This window comes from Pseudomonas sp. P9_31 (assembly GCF_034008235.1).
Classification (GTDB): domain Bacteria; phylum Pseudomonadota; class Gammaproteobacteria; order Pseudomonadales; family Pseudomonadaceae; genus Aquipseudomonas.
The window spans coordinates 4,442,976-4,459,079 of sequence record NZ_CP125375.1 but is presented as its reverse complement, the minus strand read 5'-3'; the positions used below and the strand labels follow the sequence as shown (position 1 = coordinate 4,459,079).

Annotated in this window: 17 protein-coding genes and 3 pseudogenes; 16 read left to right on the top strand and 4 right to left on the bottom strand. The window is 60.5% G+C overall.

The window, feature by feature from the left end; all coding sequences use genetic code 11:
* Nucleotides 1-14 precede the first annotated feature (14 nt).
* The 15 genes and pseudogenes from cobO to QMK51_RS19910 form a co-directional block, all read left to right on the top strand.
* Entirely contained in the window at nucleotides 15-626 is a 612-nt protein-coding gene (gene cobO, locus QMK51_RS19980) for a cob(I)yrinic acid a,c-diamide adenosyltransferase (protein WP_059402199.1), read from the top strand.
* The gene (locus QMK51_RS19975; protein WP_320391341.1) at nucleotides 623-2,023 is read left to right on the top strand and encodes a cobyrinate a,c-diamide synthase; all 1,401 of its coding nucleotides are present in this window, start codon (nucleotides 623-625) and stop codon (nucleotides 2,021-2,023) included. Before cobO ends, QMK51_RS19975 begins: the two co-directional genes overlap by 4 nt.
* Nucleotides 2,020-2,670 carry a 5,6-dimethylbenzimidazole synthase gene (bluB, locus tag QMK51_RS19970; RefSeq protein WP_320391340.1) on the top strand — a complete coding sequence of 217 codons (651 nt, stop codon included), beginning with the start codon at nucleotides 2,020-2,022 and terminating at the stop codon, nucleotides 2,668-2,670. The genes QMK51_RS19975 and bluB overlap by 4 nt, the downstream gene beginning before the upstream one ends.
* Nucleotides 2,667-3,575, top strand: a complete 909-nt coding sequence (gene cbiB / locus QMK51_RS19965; protein WP_018925130.1) for an adenosylcobinamide-phosphate synthase CbiB — start codon at nucleotides 2,667-2,669, stop codon at nucleotides 3,573-3,575. Before bluB ends, cbiB begins: the two co-directional genes overlap by 4 nt.
* Nucleotides 3,568-4,560 carry a threonine-phosphate decarboxylase CobD gene (gene cobD / locus QMK51_RS19960; protein WP_320391339.1) on the top strand — a complete coding sequence of 331 codons (993 nt, stop codon included), beginning with the start codon at nucleotides 3,568-3,570 and terminating at the stop codon, nucleotides 4,558-4,560. The genes cbiB and cobD overlap by 8 nt, the downstream gene beginning before the upstream one ends.
* Nucleotides 4,557-6,008, top strand: a complete 1,452-nt coding sequence (locus tag QMK51_RS19955) for a cobyric acid synthase (RefSeq protein WP_320391338.1) — start codon at nucleotides 4,557-4,559, stop codon at nucleotides 6,006-6,008. The genes cobD and QMK51_RS19955 overlap by 4 nt, the downstream gene beginning before the upstream one ends.
* A gap of 147 nt (nucleotides 6,009-6,155) precedes the next feature.
* Nucleotides 6,156-6,677, top strand: a complete 522-nt coding sequence (gene cobU, locus QMK51_RS19950) for a bifunctional adenosylcobinamide kinase/adenosylcobinamide-phosphate guanylyltransferase (protein WP_258696881.1) — start codon at nucleotides 6,156-6,158, stop codon at nucleotides 6,675-6,677.
* Complete coding sequence (cobT, locus tag QMK51_RS19945; protein WP_320391337.1) at nucleotides 6,674-7,729, top strand: nicotinate-nucleotide--dimethylbenzimidazole phosphoribosyltransferase; 1,056 nt, start codon at nucleotides 6,674-6,676, stop codon at nucleotides 7,727-7,729. The genes cobU and cobT overlap by 4 nt, the downstream gene beginning before the upstream one ends.
* Entirely contained in the window at nucleotides 7,726-8,301 is a 576-nt protein-coding gene (cobC, locus tag QMK51_RS19940) for an alpha-ribazole phosphatase family protein (RefSeq protein WP_320391336.1), read from the top strand. Before cobT ends, cobC begins: the two co-directional genes overlap by 4 nt.
* Nucleotides 8,302-8,303: 2 nt before the next feature.
* Nucleotides 8,304-9,035 carry an adenosylcobinamide-GDP ribazoletransferase gene (locus QMK51_RS19935; RefSeq protein ID WP_320391335.1) on the top strand — a complete coding sequence of 244 codons (732 nt, stop codon included), beginning with the start codon at nucleotides 8,304-8,306 and terminating at the stop codon, nucleotides 9,033-9,035.
* A 63-nt stretch (nucleotides 9,036-9,098) separates the two neighbouring features.
* Nucleotides 9,099-9,503 carry a MarR family winged helix-turn-helix transcriptional regulator gene (locus QMK51_RS19930; RefSeq protein WP_048394362.1) on the top strand — a complete coding sequence of 135 codons (405 nt, stop codon included), beginning with the start codon at nucleotides 9,099-9,101 and terminating at the stop codon, nucleotides 9,501-9,503.
* A gap of 52 nt (nucleotides 9,504-9,555) precedes the next feature.
* Entirely contained in the window at nucleotides 9,556-10,764 is a 1,209-nt protein-coding gene (locus QMK51_RS19925) for an MFS transporter (protein WP_320391334.1), read from the top strand.
* Nucleotides 10,761-10,883, top strand: a complete 123-nt coding sequence (locus tag QMK51_RS19920; protein ID WP_258696875.1) for a hypothetical protein — start codon at nucleotides 10,761-10,763, stop codon at nucleotides 10,881-10,883. The genes QMK51_RS19925 and QMK51_RS19920 overlap by 4 nt, the downstream gene beginning before the upstream one ends.
* A 56-nt stretch (nucleotides 10,884-10,939) precedes the next feature.
* Nucleotides 10,940-11,374, top strand: a pseudogene (locus tag QMK51_RS19915) (glutathione peroxidase); the annotation flags it as partial.
* Nucleotides 11,375-11,575: 201 nt separating this feature from the next.
* Nucleotides 11,576-11,740, top strand: a pseudogene (locus QMK51_RS19910) (RHS repeat-associated core domain-containing protein); the annotation flags it as partial.
* Nucleotides 11,741-12,094: 354 nt separating this feature from the next.
* On the opposite strand, the gene tnpA reads toward QMK51_RS19910, so the two are convergent.
* Complete coding sequence (gene tnpA / locus QMK51_RS19905) at nucleotides 12,095-12,415, bottom strand: IS66-like element accessory protein TnpA (protein WP_320391333.1); 321 nt, start codon at nucleotides 12,413-12,415, stop codon at nucleotides 12,095-12,097.
* 105 nt (nucleotides 12,416-12,520) lie between these two features.
* On the opposite strand from tnpA, the pseudogene QMK51_RS19900 reads away from it, so the two are divergent.
* Nucleotides 12,521-12,643: pseudogene (locus QMK51_RS19900) on the top strand (glutathione peroxidase); the annotation flags it as partial.
* Nucleotides 12,644-12,732: 89 nt separating this feature from the next.
* Here QMK51_RS19900 and QMK51_RS19895 read toward each other — a convergent pair.
* From QMK51_RS19895 to QMK51_RS19885, 3 genes are all read right to left on the bottom strand, one after another.
* Nucleotides 12,733-14,004: an OmpP1/FadL family transporter gene (locus QMK51_RS19895; RefSeq protein WP_258696873.1), complete on the bottom strand. Its 1,272-nt coding sequence runs from the start codon at nucleotides 14,002-14,004 to the stop codon at nucleotides 12,733-12,735.
* A 146-nt stretch (nucleotides 14,005-14,150) separates the two neighbouring features.
* A complete protein-coding gene (locus QMK51_RS19890) occupies nucleotides 14,151-14,633 on the bottom strand; it encodes a hypothetical protein (protein ID WP_320391332.1) in 483 nt (160 codons plus the stop codon).
* Between the two features lie 275 nt (nucleotides 14,634-14,908).
* A complete protein-coding gene (locus QMK51_RS19885) occupies nucleotides 14,909-15,133 on the bottom strand; it encodes a hypothetical protein (protein WP_007898912.1) in 225 nt (74 codons plus the stop codon).
* Between the last annotated feature and the right edge of the window lie 971 nt (nucleotides 15,134-16,104).

The window sequence follows — 16,104 nt, the reverse complement described above, 5'->3', positions numbered from 1 at the left end:
CGGAGAGCTCCCCCATGACTGATACCCCCGATCGTGACGAACGCCACCTGGCGCGCATGCAGCGCAAAAAAGCCGTGATCGACGAACGCATCGCCAACTCCCCGAATGAATGCGGCCTGCTGCTGGTGTTGACCGGCAATGGCAAAGGCAAGAGCAGCTCGGCGTTCGGCATGCTCGCCCGATCCATGGGTCACGGTATGCAGTGTGGCGTGGTGCAGTTCATCAAGGGCCGCAACAGCACCGGCGAAGAACTGTTCTTCCGGCGTTTCCCGGAGCAAGTGCGTTTTCATGTGATGGGCGAGGGCTTCACCTGGGAAACCCAGGACCGCCAGCGCGACATCGCCGCCGCCGAAGCCGCCTGGGCTGTGTCTCAGGAACTGCTGCGCGATCCGTCCATTGGTCTGGTGGTGCTCGATGAACTGAACATTGCCCTCAAGCACGGTTACCTCGATCTCGATCAGGTGCTCAGCGACTTGCAGGCCCGTCCGCCGATGCAACACGTGGTGGTCACCGGTCGTGGCGCCAAACCGGAGATGATCGAACTGGCCGATACCGTCACCGAAATGGGTGTGATCAAGCACGCGTTCCAGGCCGGAATCAAAGCGCAAAAAGGCGTCGAGCTGTGAATCAACCACGTCATTGCCCGGCGGTGCTGATTGCCGCGCCGGCCTCCGGTCAGGGCAAGACCACCGTCACCGCCGCGCTGGCCCGGTTGCACCGCAATCAGGGGCGCAAGGTCCGTGTGTTCAAATGCGGCCCGGATTTTCTCGACCCGATGATTCTCGAGCGTGCCAGCGGTGCGCCGGTGTATCAACTGGACATGTGGATGGTCGGCGAGCAGGAAAGTCGCCGCCTGTTGTGGGAGGCTGCCGGTGAGGCGGACCTGATCCTCATCGAAGGCGTCATGGGGCTGTTCGACGGTACGCCGTCCAGCGCCGACCTGGCGCGGCACTTCGGTGTGCCGGTGCTCGGCGTGATCGACGGCACCGCGATGGCGCAGACCTTTGGCGCACTGGCCCTGGGGCTTGCGCACTATCAGCCGGATTTGCCGTTTGCCGGTGTGTTGGCCAACCGGGTCGGCACCTTGCGTCACGCGCAATTGCTTGAAGGCAGCCTGACGGAAGGCTTGCGCTGGTACGGCGCGTTGTCCCGGGAGACCGGGATCGAATTGCCGAGCCGGCATCTCGGCCTGGTTCAGGCCAGCGAACTGAATGACCTCGACCTGCGCCTTGATGCGGCGGCCGCCTCACTGGCCAGCAGTTGCGATGTGGCGTTGCCGCCGGCCGTAGAGTTCGCCGCGCCTGAAATGATCGCCGCCGAACCGTTGCTGGCCGGTGTGCGGATTGCCGTGGCCCGGGACGAAGCCTTCGCGTTTACCTATGGCGCGAGCCTGGATCTGCTACGGGCCATGGGCGCCGAATTGTCGTTCTTCTCGCCTATCCGCGACACCGGCTTGCCGGAGGCAGACAGTCTTTATCTGCCGGGCGGCTACCCCGAATTGCACCATGTGGCGTTGTCGCAAAACACATCGATGCTGACCGCCATCCGCGCTCACCACGCGGCGGGCAAGCCGTTGCTGGCCGAGTGTGGCGGCATGTTGTATCTGTTGGATTCGTTGACCGATGTCGAGGGCACTCGCGCTGAACTGGTCGGCTTGCTGACCGGTGACGCGGTGATGCAGAAGCGTCTTGCCGCGTTGGCTTTGCAGGCGGTGGAACTGCCGGAAGGTTTGCTGCGTGGGCACACCTATCACCACTCGCTGACCAGCACCGAACTTGAGCCGATTGCTCGAGGTTTGAGCCCCAATGGCGGGCGAGGGGCGGAGGCGGTTTATCGTGAGGGGCGGATGACGGCCTCTTATGTGCACTTTTATTTTCCGTCCAATCCATCGGCGATTGCCGCGTTGTTTGTGCCTGACCGCCAGGACGCCTTCGCGAGCAGGCTCGCTCCCACAGTGGACCGCGTTTCGTCAGACAACACCGTTTCTAATGTGGGAGCGAGCCTGCTCGCGAAGAGGCCATGACTGACAACGCATTCTCCGAAGCCGAACGCGAAGCGGTCTATCGGGCAATCGCTGAACGCCGCGACATGCGCCACTTCAGCGGCGGCACCGTCGAGCCTGAGTTACTTCGTCGTCTGCTTGACGCCGCACACCAGGCACCGAGCGTCGGCCTGATGCAGCCCTGGCGTTTCATCCGCATCAGCGACCGGGCACTGCGCGGCAAGATCCAGCACCTGGTGGAAGACGAACGCATCCGCACCGCCGAAGCCCTCGGCGAGCGCTCCGACGAATTCATGAAGCTCAAGGTCGAAGGCATCAATGACTGCGCCGAGGTGCTGGTCGCCGCGCTGATGGACGATCGCGAGCGCCACATTTTCGGTCGTCGGACATTGCCGGAAATGGACATGGCCTCGCTGTCCTGCGCCATCCAGAACCTTTGGCTGGCGTCCCGCGCCGAAGGCCTGGGCATGGGCTGGGTGTCGCTGTTCGAGCCGCAAGCCCTGGCGGATTTGCTGGGTTTACCGACCGGGGCCAAGCCTTTGGCCGTTCTTTGCCTGGGGCCGGTCAAGGAATTCTATCCGGCGCCGATGCTGGTACTCGAAGGCTGGGCGCAGGCGCGTCAGCTCAACGAGTTGCTGTATGAAAATTATTGGGGAGTGAGTCAATGAGTGTGGCGTTGTTGAGTGTCGCCGCGGTCGCGCTGGATGCGCTGCTGGGTGAACCTAAACGCTGGCATCCGCTGGTGGCGTTCGGTCGTTTTGCCGATCGCATCGAACAACGTTTCAACTCCGCTGGCCGCGGCTGGCGCAGTCATGGTGTGACGGCCTGGGTGATGGCGGTCGTGCCGCTGACCTTGCTGGTCACCGCGCTGTCCTGGGCGCCTTACGTTGGCTGGATCGTCGAGATTCTCGCGCTCTATTGTGCTCTGGGCATGCGCAGCCTCGGCGAGCATGTCGAGCCGGTGGCCAAGGCTCTGCGCAGCGATGATTTGGTTGAGGCGCGCACACGCGTCGGTTATCTGGTCAGCCGCCAGACCAGCGAGCTGGACAAAACCGAAGTCGCCCGCGCCGCCACCGAATCGGTGCTGGAGAACGGCAGCGATGCGGTGTTCGCCGCACTGTTCTGGTTTGCCGTGGCGGGTGCGCCCGGCGTGGTGCTCTATCGTCTGAGCAATACCCTGGATGCGATGTGGGGTTATCGCAACGAACGCTTCGAACGTTTCGGCTGGGCCGCGGCAAAGATCGACGATGTCCTGAACTACATTCCCGCACGCCTGGTGGCGTTGACCTACGCGCTGCTGGGCAAAACCCGACTGGCGCTGAAGTGCTGGCGTACACAAGGCCCGACTTGGGACAGTCCGAATGCCGGGCCGGTGATGGCGGCCGGTGCCGGTGCGCTGGGTGTCGAGTTGGGCGGGGCGGCGATTTATCACGGTGAACTGCATCAACGTCCGCAATTGGGCGAAGGCGTGCCGGCGGATGCCGATTCCATCGACCGTGGCTGGCAATTGGTCCAGCGCGGGGTATGGTTATGGCTGCTGATTCTCTGCGTGGGGGCTGAATTCTATGCTTGAGCACGGTGGCCGGTTGCGCAAGGCTGCGCGTGAATACGGTATCGCTGAAGCCGATTGGCTCGACCTGTCCAGTGGCCTGGCGCCCTGGCCATTCCCGGTTCCGGACATCCCGTTGCGGGCCTGGGCGCGGTTGCCGGAAACCGATGATGGTCTGGAGCAGGCCGCCTGTGACTATTACGGTGCGGCTCAGGTGTTGCCAGTGGCGGGTTCGCAAATGGCTATCCAGTTGCTGCCGCGTCTGCGCCGGGCCGGCAAGGTCGGCGTGCTGTCACCGTGTTACGCCGAACACGCCGAAGCCTGGCGCCGCAACGGTTACATCGTGCGTGAAGTGCTGGAGTCGGAAGTCGATTTCTTTCTCGACAGCCTTGATGTGCTGGTGGTGGTCAACCCGAACAATCCCACGGGGCTGAGCCTGACCCCGGCTCGCCTGCTGGATTGGCATTCGCGGCTGGCCCGACGCGGTGGCTGGCTGGTGGTTGACGAAGCGTTCATGGACAACACACCGCATTTGAGCTTGGCGCCGTTTGCCAACCAGATCGGCTTGATCGTGCTGCGCTCCTTCGGCAAGTTTTTCGGCCTGGCCGGTGTGCGGCTGGGGTTTGTGCTGGCTGAGCGCAAGTTGCTCAAGCTGCTGGCCGAGCAAGTGGGGCCATGGGCCGTCAGTGGGCCGACCCGAGTGCTGGGCCAGGCGTGCCTGACGGATACGCACGGGCACACCCGACAGCGCATTCGTACTGACGAGGCTGGCGAGCGTCTGGCACTGTTGCTTGAACAGTATGGTTTCAAACCTCAGGGCGGCTGCGCGTTGTTCCAATGGCTGATCACCGAGCGCGCCGAAGCGCTGCATGAGTTCATGGCCCGACGCGGCATTTTGCTGCGATTGTTCACCCTCAACAGCAGCCTGCGGTTTGGCTTGCCGGCGGATGAAGCGGATTGGTCGCGCCTCGAACAAGCCCTGCAAACCTATGCCAAGGAAAACCCATGACAACGTTGATGGTGCAAGGCACCACATCCGACGCCGGTAAAAGCACACTGGTGACGGCGCTGTGTCGCTGGGTCACGCGTCAGGGCGTGAGTGTCGTGCCGTTCAAACCGCAGAACATGGCCCTCAACAGCGCCGTGACCGCCGACGGTGGCGAGATCGGCCGTGCTCAAGCGGTGCAGGCCCAGGCCGCCAACCTCGAACCGCACACCGACATGAACCCGGTGCTGCTCAAACCCAACAGCGATACCGGTGCCCAGGTGATCATTCATGGTCGCGCGGTCACTACGATGAATGCCGTCGCCTATCACGACTACAAAGCCATCGCGATGCAAGCGGTGCTGGCCTCTCATGAGCGTTTGAGCGCGGCGTATCCGCTGGTGATGGTCGAAGGGGCGGGTTCGCCGGCAGAGATCAACCTGCGCGCCGGCGACATCGCCAACATGGGGTTTGCCGAGGCGGTGGATTGCCCGGTGGTGCTGATCGCCGACATCAATCGCGGCGGGGTTTTCGCGCATTTGGTCGGGACGCTGGAGCTGCTGTCGCCCAGCGAACAGGCGCGGGTCAAAGGCTTCATCATCAACCGTTTTCGCGGCGACATCGCTTTGCTGCAACCGGGGCTGGACTGGCTGGAAGCACGCACCGGCAAACCGGTGATCGGCGTGTTGCCTTATGTGATGGACCTGCACCTGGAGGCCGAGGACGGCCTCGATCAGCGTCAGAACGACAAGGCCGATCAAGTGCTCAAAGTGGTGGTGCCGGTACTGCCGCGAATCAGCAACCACACCGATTTCGATCCACTGCGCCTGCATCCGCAAGTGGACCTGCAATTCATCGGCCCCGGCCAGACGATTCCGCCGGCCGACCTGATGATTCTTCCCGGTTCGAAAAGCGTGCGCAGCGACCTCGCGTATCTGCGGGCCAACGGCTGGAACACGGCTATCTCGCGGCACTTGCGCTACGGCGGGAAAGTGCTGGGGATCTGCGGCGGTCTGCAAATGCTCGGCGAGCAGGTGCATGATCCGCTGGGCCTCGAAGGAGCACCGGGCTCCAGTGCCGGTTTGGGCTGGCTGTCGTTCGAAACGCAACTTGAAGAAGAGAAGCAGTTGCGCAATGTGCGTGGGCGCCTGGCACTGGAAGATGCGCAGGTCAGCGGCTATGAAATTCATGCCGGCGTGACCACGGGACCGGCGCTGGAAAACGCCGCCGTGCGGCTGGACGATGGTCGCTGCGACGGCGCGCAAAGTGTCGATGGACAGATTTTCGGCACGTATCTGCATGGCCTGTTCGAATCCCCGGCGGCGTGCAGTGCGTTGTTGCGCTGGGCCGGTTTGCAGGATGTGCAGGAAGTCGATTACCACGGGCTGCGCGAGCGCGATATCGAGCGACTGGCGGATCTGGTGGAGAAGCATCTGGATACTTCATTGCTGCGTGAACTCTGTGGGATTTGAGGTGGCTGCACAGGCCCCATCGCGGGCAAGCCTGCTCCCACAGGTTCCCTGGGTGGACCAAAATCTGTGCACAGCCTCGATCCTTGTGGGAGCGGGCTTGCCCGCGATGACGCCCGTCGCCTCACCGCACATTTGAAGGACTGAACCATGCTGCAACTGATCCTCGGCGGCGCCCGATCCGGCAAAAGTCGCCTGGCTGAAAAACTGGCGACAGACAGTCAGCTACACGTCACCTACATCGCCACCAGCCAACCCCTGGACGGTGAAATGAACGAACGGGTTGCCCATCACCGCGCCCGTCGTCCGGCCGAATGGGCGTTGATCGAGGAACCGCTGGAACTGGCCCGCGTGTTGTGCGAAAGCGCCAGTGCCGATCGTTGCTTGCTGGTGGATTGCCTGACGCTGTGGCTGACCAACCTGCTGATGCTCGACGACGCCGAGCGCCTCGCCGCCGAGCGCGAAGCCCTGCTGGACTGCCTGGCGTCGTTGCCGGGTGAAATCATTTTTGTCAGCAACGAGACCGGAATGGGTGTCGTGCCGCTGGGCGAATTGACTCGCCGCTATGTCGATGAAGCCGGTTGGCTGCATCAAGCCTTGGCCGAGCGCTGCCAACGTGTCGTCTTGACCGTCGCCGGCCTGCCCCTGACTTTGAAAGGAACTGCGTTATGACTCACTCCTGGTGGCTGAACCCATGCAAGCCGATCGATGCGCAAGTGGTCGAACAGGCGCAGGCGCGTCAACAGCAACTGACCAAGCCTGCCGGCTCGCTCGGCCAGCTCGAATCGGTGGCGGTGCAACTGGCCGGGTTGCAGGGGCAGGTCAAGCCGACGCTCGATCAGCTGTGGATTGCGATTTTTGCCGGTGACCATGGCGTGGTCGCCGAAGGGGTGTCGGCGTTTCCCCAGGAAGTTACCGGGCAGATGCTGCACAACTTCGTCAGCGGTGGCGCGGCGATCAGCGTGTTGGCGCGACAGTTGGGGGCTTCTCTTGAAGTGGTCGACCTCGGCACCGTTACACCGTCGTTGAATCTGCCGGGTGTGCGTCATCTGAACATCGGCCCGGGCACGGCGAATTTCGTCCAGGGGCCGGCGATGACTCAGGCCCAGGGCGAGCTCGCCTTGCAGGCCGGCCGCGACAGTGTGCAGCGCGCTATCGCAGCAGGCGCGCAGTTGTTCATCGGTGGCGAAATGGGCATCGGCAACACCACGGCGGCCAGCGCGTTGGCCTGTGCCTTGCTCGATTGCCCGGTGGTGCACCTGGCCGGGCCGGGCACCGGACTGAACGCGGCGGGTGTCAGCCATAAAGCCCAGGTCATCGAGCGCGCCTTGGCGTTGCATGGCACTCAGCGTGGCGATGCGCTGCAAACCTTGTTCAATCTCGGTGGTTTCGAAATCGCTGCGCTGGTCGGTGCGTATCTGGCCTGTGCCCAGGAAGGTGTCGCGGTATTGGTCGACGGGTTTATTTGCAGTGTTGCCGCTCTGGTGGCGGTGCGTTTGAATCCGGCTTGCCGTGAGTGGTTACTGTTCGGTCATCGTGGCGCCGAGCCGGGCCATCGCCATGTGCTGGAAACCCTGAACGCCGAACCGTTGCTGGACCTCGGTCTGCGGCTGGGCGAGGGCAGTGGCGCGGCGTTGGCCGTGCCATTGTTGCGGCTGGCCTGCGACCTTCACGGGCAGATGGCAACGTTCGCCGAAGCCGCGGTGGCGGATCGCCCGGCATGACCTTGCGCCTGGACCTGTTGCGCCATGGCGAAACCGAACTCGGCGGCGGTTTGCGCGGCAGCCTCGACGATGCGCTGACCGGTAAGGGTTGGGAGCAGATGCGCGCTGCGGTGGTCGAGCAGGGCCCTTGGGATCGCTTGGTCAGTTCGCCGTTGCAGCGTTGCGCACGCTTTGCTGAAGAACTTGGGGCGCAACTGGGTTTGCCGGTGCACTTGGACAGCGATCTGCAGGAGCTGCACTTCGGAGCCTGGGAAGGGCAGAGCGCAGCGGCGCTGATGGAAACCAGCGCCGAGGCGTTGGGCTTGTTCTGGGCCGATCCCTATTCGTTCACACCGCCTGACGGTGAACCGGTGGCGGACTTTTCGGCACGGGTGTTGGCGGCGATCGAGCGGCTGCACGCGGCCTATGCGGGTGAGCGAATCTTGCTGATCAGCCATGGCGGCGTCATGCGCTTGTTGCTGGCGCAAGCACGCGGATTACCGCGTGAGCAGTTGCTCAATGTTGAGGTCGGCCATGGTGCGCTGTTCTCGCTATCGGTTGAATCCGGCACCTTGTTAACGGAAGCGAGCTGATTATGCTGGCGTTCTGGATCGCCCTGCAATTTCTGAGCAGCCTGCCGATTCGCCTGCCGGGCATGCCGACGCCCGAGGAATTGGGCCGGTCGCTGCTGTTCTATCCGCTGGTCGGTTTGCTGTTCGGCGCGACTCTGTGGGCACTGAACTGGCTGTTGCTAGGCACGCCATTATTGCTTCACGCCGCACTGCTGCTGAGCGTCTGGGTATTGCTCAGCGGTGCGTTGCACCTGGATGGCCTGGCCGATAGCGCCGATGCATGGCTCGGTGGTTACGGCGACCGTGAACGTACCCTGACCATCATGAAAGACCCTCGCAGCGGGCCGATTGCGGTGGTGACGCTGGTGCTGGTGTTGCTGCTCAAGTTTGCCGCATTGCTGGCATTGATCGAGCAGCAGCACAGCGTGGTCCTGATCATCGTTCCGTTGATTGGCCGCGGCGCGTTATTAGGGTTATTCCTGACCACGCCTTATGTGCGTCCTGGCGGATTGGGGCAGGCGCTGGCCGATCATCTGCCGCGTTTGGTCGGGCGGCAGGTGTTGGCGATCAGTGCGGTGGCTTGTGTGTTGATCGCGGGCCTCAGTGGTGTATGGGCGCTTGTGCTGGCCATTGTGGTGTTTGTCTGGTTGCGGCAAGTGATGTTGCGGCGACTGGGTGGGACGACGGGCGATACCGCCGGGGCGTTGCTGGAATTGCTGGAGGTGGCGCTACTGGTGGGCTTGGTGCTGCTCTGAATCCCACAGGTAATATGTATCAAAAAATTTGCTTTCATTTAACCGCGGGTATATACACGCACCATGCTTCCTTCTCAATGTTTGTGCACCAACCTGCGTCGTGCCGCCCGTGGCGTCAGCAGGCATTATGACGGCGCTCTCGACGGCTTCGGGATCAACGTTGCCCAGTATTCTCTGTTGTGCAATCTGCAGCGTCTGGATCAGCCGAGCATCTCGTCTCTGGCCGAGGCCATGGGCCTGGATCGCAGCACCTTGGGGCGCAATCTGCGGGTGCTGGAGGGTGAAGGCCTGGTGACGCTGGTCGAGGGCGAAGACATGCGCAATCGCATCGTCCTGCTCACTGAAACGGGGCGCGAACGTCTGGCAGCGGCCTTGCCGGCCTGGGAAGCGGCGCAGCAGCGGTTGATCGACCGTCTGGGTGCCGAGAAGCGTGAAACCTTGCTGAAACTGCTGGACGAACTGGCTTGAGGCCAGTTTGTTCGATCTTAAGCGGGTATATACCCGCTACCGGAGAACAAGAATGACATCAATGTGGCGTACATGCGGTTGGGTGCTGTTGGGCAGTGCGCTGATTCTGGCGTTGTCCCTGGGGGTGCGGCACGGCTTCGGGTTGTTTCTGGCGCCCATGAGTGCCGAATTCGGCTGGGGCCGCGAAGTGTTTGCCTTCGCCATTGCCCTGCAGAACCTGATCTGGGGCCTGGCGCAGCCGTTCACCGGTGCCCTGGCCGACCGCTTCGGCGCCGCGAAAGTGGTGTTGGTTGGCGGTGTTCTGTACGCCCTGGGTCTGGTGTTCATGGGGTTGTCCGATTCGGCGGCGACCTTGTCCTTGAGTGCCGGCCTGTTGATTGGTATCGGCCTGTCCGGCACTTCGTTCTCGGTGATTCTCGGCGTGGTCGGCCGTGCCGTGCCGCCGGAAAAACGCAGTATGGGCATGGGGATCGCCAGCGCCGCCGGTTCTTTCGGTCAATTCGCCATGTTGCCCGGCACGCTGGGGCTGATCGGCTGGCTTGGCTGGTCCGCGGCGTTGCTGGTGCTGGGCCTGGTGGTGGCGCTGATCATACCGCTGGTGAGCATGCTCAAGGACAAACCGCTGCCGGTCCTCGGACACGAGCAAACCCTCTCTGAAGCGCTGCGTGAAGCCTGTTCCCATTCAGGGTTCTGGCTGTTGGCGTTCGGTTTTTTTGTCTGCGGTTTTCAAGTGGTGTTCATCGGCGTGCACCTGCCGGCCTATCTGGTGGATCAGCATTTGCCGGCCTCTGTCGGCACCACGGTGCTGGCGCTGATCGGGCTGTTCAATATCTTCGGCACCTATACCGCGGGCTGGCTTGGCGGGCGGATGTCCAAGCCACGCTTGCTCACTGGTCTGTATCTGTTGCGGGCTGTGGTGATTGCATTGTTCCTCTGGGCGCCAGTCACCGAGGTCACGGCTTATTTGTTCGGCATGACCATGGGGTTTCTCTGGTTGTCGACGGTGCCCTTGACCAACGGCACGGTGGCGACCTTGTTCGGTGTACGAAATTTGTCCATGCTCGGTGGGATCGTTTTCCTCTTCCACCAGCTCGGCTCGTTCCTCGGTGGCTGGTTGGGCGGGGTGGTGTACGACCGAACCGGGAGCTACGACTTGATCTGGCAGGTGGCGATTCTCTTGAGTCTGTTGGCTGCAGCCCTGAACTGGCCGGTGCGCGAGCAGCCGGTGGCGCGTCTGCAAACCCGGATGAGTGCAGCATGAACAGTCTCTGGCCGCGGATGGCTGCAATCGCCCTCGGCGTATTGCTGCTGGCCTTGGCATGGTGGGGCTGGCATAGGGGTGGGCTGGCGTTGATGCAGTTGGGCATGGGGGCTTGCTAGCAAGCGGCGAAGGCGCGTAATTTCGTTTTCTGACGATTGCTCAAGGATGCACCGACATGCTGATGCGCTGGCTTGCAATCCCCGCGTTGCTGACGGCTTTTGCCGGGTTGGCCCAGGCGGCAGAATGCCCGGAGTTGTTGCAAGGCTCATTGCCCAAGCTGCGTGCCAAGGAATCCATCGATCTGTGCCAGCGCTTCGCCGGCAAGCCACTGGTGGTGGTCAATACCGCGAGCTTCTGTGGCTTCGCCCCGCAGTTCAAAGGGCTTGAGGCGCTGTATCAGCGTTACAAGGATCAAGGGCTTGAGGTGATCGGTGTTCCGTCCGATGACTTCAAACAAGAGTCCAAAGATGGCGCAGAGACTGCCAAGGTCTGCTACGTGAACTACGGCGTAACCTTCACCATGACCGAGCCGCAAAAGGTCCGCGGCGATGACGCAACGCATTTATTCAAGGTTCTTGCTGAACAAAGCAGTTCGCCGAAGTGGAATTTCGTAAGCGAATGGGGAACTCACCTTGCGTAGATATGGTGTGCTAAGCAACGTACGAGCGGCTCAAGCATCTTCGGCTAGACTGAGCTTTTCGTTGTCTTTGTCAGGAGACCTATGATGAGTGCAAACACGGACGCCCCCCCATTTGATTTGTCCCCCCTCGCTTGGGAAGTTACGAAGCAGGGGAATACCGAAACCTCTACCGATAACGGTGGCCACTACCTCCTCGGTCAGGGATATCGTGCTTTTAACCCCGTCCTGATGCGGTTCAACTCGCCTGATAGCTTCAGCCCGTTCGGGAAGGAGGGTCTTAATTCGTATAGCTACTGCGTAGGAGACCCAATCAATTTCAAAGACCCAGTCGGGCATTAAGGCTTTCATACGTTCCTTACACGGGCGAAATCGCTCTCCGTCTGCGCGACCGGCACAGTCAAAAAGCTGAGTGAGGAAACTGCTCAAAGGCTGGCGAAGCTGCTCACAGACCTTCTGCATTCGCACGTCAAAGCAGAGCATCGTCGACTGTTGAATGCTGCCGAAGTCAGTGAGTTGATAGAGGGAGCGAGAGTGAAAGAGCCTGCATTCAGTTGATACAGGCCCAAGCCCCGCACGACGGGGCTTAGAGTGCTTCCGTTGCCATGCCGCGCAGATTGCACGCCCTGCCATTTGCCGATCTGCGCTGAAAACGAAAATTTGCATTCTCTTCGGTTTTTCGACGCCTCGCCCTTACAAACCGGACCTCTCAGAATCGCTATCCTCTTCTGCCAGCCGCAGTGCGTTGACGGTGCCACGCGGGTGCTGGATCTCAACGCAGATATTCGGCGATGCAGCTTGCGAATTTGCTCCGGCCAGCTGCATGGGCAACGGAATGAAAGCAGGTTGCAGCGCCGTGTTTTGCTGCGTGTGTAACCGAATCCATTTGTGGACGAGGTTTGCGTTGAGGCTACGGCTGAGCGCGATGCTGGCAATCGAAGCGCCTGGCTGGGCACACTCTTGAATGACCTGGGCTTTGAAGGATTTGGAATAGGAACGGCGTGTTGGCTGCATGAAATACCCACTTGAAAGGCTAGAACTGGTGCCCACTTAAATTTAAGTGCACACCATGTCTTGGCTTTGCAGGGTTGGGTAGGTGACTTGGCCGGACGGGTACGGAATTTCTACAAGTACGTGGTTGATCGCCAGGGCAAGGTGATCGCCAATTTCTCCAGCCTGACCAAGCCCGACAATCCCGAGTTCATCGAGGCGGTGGAGAAAGCCCTTGCCTCGAAACCCTGATCGACGCGCACTAAAAAGCCCCGCCTCTATACAAGAGTGCGGGGCTTTTTCAATTCAGGCGGCGAGGGGTTCAGGTTCGCCGTGAATCATCAGAAACGGTAGGTCGCGCCTACACCGAAACCGTTCGCCGAGTTTTCATACGTGGCGTTGTAGGTCTGGCCACGGTTGTTGCTGTTGTTGATCTTGACCGACTCTTCACGCAGGTACGAGTACGCCACATCGATGGTCAGGTCGTCGGTCGGGCTCCAGCCGGCGCCCAGGCTGAAAATCTTGCGATCGCCCGTCGGGATCCGTGGGGAACGGTTGACGTTGTTGGTCGGTGCCTGGTCGAAGGACAGGCCGGTACGCAGTACCCATTCCTTGTTCAACTGGTAGGACGCGCCGATGGCGTGAGCCCAGGTGTCATGCCAGTTCTGCTCTTCGGTGATGGTACCGAACTGGCCATTCAGGATGGTCGGCACGCCTTTGTTTTCGGCGGAGATTTCTTTCAGGCGGCTCCAGCGAGTCCAGGTGCTGCCTGCGTAGAGGGTCCATTTGTCATCCAGCTGATGAGTGAGCGAGAGGTCGACCGACTCAGGCGTGGTCACGTCCAGCGAAGCATCATACTTCTGGCTTGGGCTTTGGCCCACGGCCGCGAGGACGTTGTAGTTGACCTTGGTGTCGCCTTCGAGCTTGTACTTCACTTTCGAGTGGTAGGTCAGGCCGACGCGCGTGCTGTCGGTGGCTTGAACCAGTACGCCGACGTTGTAGCCCAGCGCGGTGTCGTCACCCTTGATCTTGACCTTGCCGTCCGGCGCGGCCTGGGTGATCGACAGATTCGATTCCAGGGTGCCGGTAATGCGGTTGATGGTCGGACCGAAGCCGATCGACACCTTATCGTTGAAGGCGTAGCTGACAGTCGGTTGCAAGGTCATGACTTTTACGTCGCTCTTGCTGCCGAAGTAACGGCCGGCAAAGCCTTTCTCGTAGTCAGTCACCAGGCCGAACGGGGCGTACATGCCAATACCGAATGCCCAATGGTCATCGATTGGCTTGACGTAGTAACCCATCGGCACGGCGAGGAGGGGAACCATGTCGCCATCGTTGCTGCCGCTGTTCGGGCGGGAGCTGGCGTGGCTGATATCCGTGTGTGCGTCGAGCAGTGCGACGCCGCCGGTCACTTGTTCGCGCTTGAGGCGAGACATGCCGGCAGGGTTGCCGAAAATGGTGCTTGCGTCGTCGGCAGAGGAAGATCGCCCGGCAAAACCTGTACCCATCCCGCTGATGCTCTGTTCGTTGATGGCAAAGCCAGCTGCAAAGATCTGGGTGGATGCCAAGGCAACGGCGAGGCTAAGGGTGGTTTTGAGCATTACTTTTTTCATTATTAGAACTCCTGGTGATCACCGGAGCGGAAATTACCAATATTTTCGTCCGGGCGCTATAGCCCGTATCGCTTGAGTTAGAGCGGTTTTGTAGGACAATCCGACCAAATTCGCGACTGTTAGGCGATTTTTTGAAACGGGGGTGGTCAGCAGGCGACCTGATTCAGCGGTGAAACACAGGCTTGCCAGGCGCAGGTGAAATCTCTGAGACGTCCTTGGGGCTGGAAGGTCTGGCGCCAGATTCGGGCCATTCCCAACAAGTCATCGGCGGCGGGGAGGGGAGTGTTCTGTTCTTCTACCAGCAGCCAGGCGATGGCGGTGGCGTAGCGCAGGTTGACGGTCAATTCGAGGTGCGGTCCGCTTAAAAAAGCATGCTGACTGGCCAGTCCGCGGACCAGGCTCGCCCGTTCCGGGTCCAGGGCCAGGTAGTGATCCCAAAGGGCCTGGTGGCGGGGTTCGGCGATTCGGTACAGGCCATGTCCACGGCGGTCATGCAGGGCTGAGCCAAGGGCAGACTGACTGGCGGCAATGCCCAGCAGCAGGGATTCGGCAGTCGCGCTATGGCGTCCGAGGTAGATCAATGTCGGACGGATCACATAACGGCACAGTTCGCTGGCAGCGATACCCATAACGCCCTCGAAACATGAAGTGGTCGGCGATACCTGAAGGAGGCCTTGGCAGCAATGAATCGAATCAGGTTCGCCGGAAGCGGCTCAAGCCGCTTGAGTTGAAGTGTAGTGTCATTATTTTGCTGTAAAGGACTGTTTTTAAAATATTTCCGGCTTCGAGTTATAACGGTTATATCGGTTAGTGCTTAGGCCGTGGGGGCAAAAAGAGAAATATCGGACAATAAAAAGCCCCGCTTTTCAGCAGGGCTTTTGAGGTTTTCAGCCTTTCTGGCGCCTCAGGCAACCAGTGCCTGGCGAGTACGCTCGATCACAGCTTGCAGCGGTTCTGCGCTGGAGTATTGATCGGGGTACAGGCGTTCGCTATGACGAGCGATGCCGTGTTCGTTGACCAGAGTAAAGCTGAAGCAGCCTTTGCGAGCGGCCATGATCAGGCAGTTCATTGGTGCAAAAGCGTTGGTTAGGGTGCGAATGGCATCCTGAGTGTGGATTTGAGTAGACATAATTGGGTGTTCCTACAAGCGACACGGATAAGAACCGTGCAAAGTTAAAACGTTCCAGTGACGACGACCACCATTGGTCGAACGAAGAACCCGACTGGAACAAAGCAGCCAGTTTGAAGCGCTGATAAGTTGGCGCGCTTGGGCTGGCAGGTAGGTACTTAGGAGGGCAGGCGACACATCAAGGGCAAAGGTTCTGGGCCCGGGGTGAAGATCCTGATCAATTTGCAGGTTGGTTCGGTCAGAGTAAGTGAGCTTCGCAACACCCTTTGCTTTCGATTCAAAGGCTGTGTTGGCGCAAGATTTACCTGGAAACCATCGAGGTGGTCGATCCCGCTTTGTCGGTGGAGGCTTCTTCAGGAAGGCTGACCGGGGGGATTTGTTCGACCAGAATTGACTTTCAGCTTGGTACTAACGCCGCGGATACTAACGGATTGAGTGGCCGAAGGGAAGCCTGTTCGTAAAAAGATCGCTGGAGTGCCTGCCGACCACGTCTGGATGAGTTATCGGAAAAGTCTACTTGCAGACATGTGCCCCCTAATAGCCCGGAACCCGGCTGTTGTCCTGAGAGGACGATCGAGCCAGGATCAATCGGTAGCGCAGGTTGCCCGGGTTTATCCCCAGGCGTTGCCGACAAAACGCGCCGAAAAAGCGCATCGATATAACCGCCTCGCAGGTACTTGTGCACATAAGTTGCGCGGGTTGTCATTCCACTGTCATCCTCGCCTCAACGGGGGTGGCTGCCTGTAACGAAAATTTAAGTCAATGAAAAACATCGCTTTTTTTTACTGGTGAAAAAATCGTCAGTTTGACTGCGGGCCCCATTCCACACGGCTTTGCGCGAGTTCAAGGGCGGTTGTCCACTGAGTTATCCACAGCTTCTGTGGATTGTCCCAAGCACTTGCTCTAGGACGGGCGTGCAGGCTTTTTCCGGCTTTACCTGTACGAAAAAAGAGTAGAGTGCGCGCCTTCCG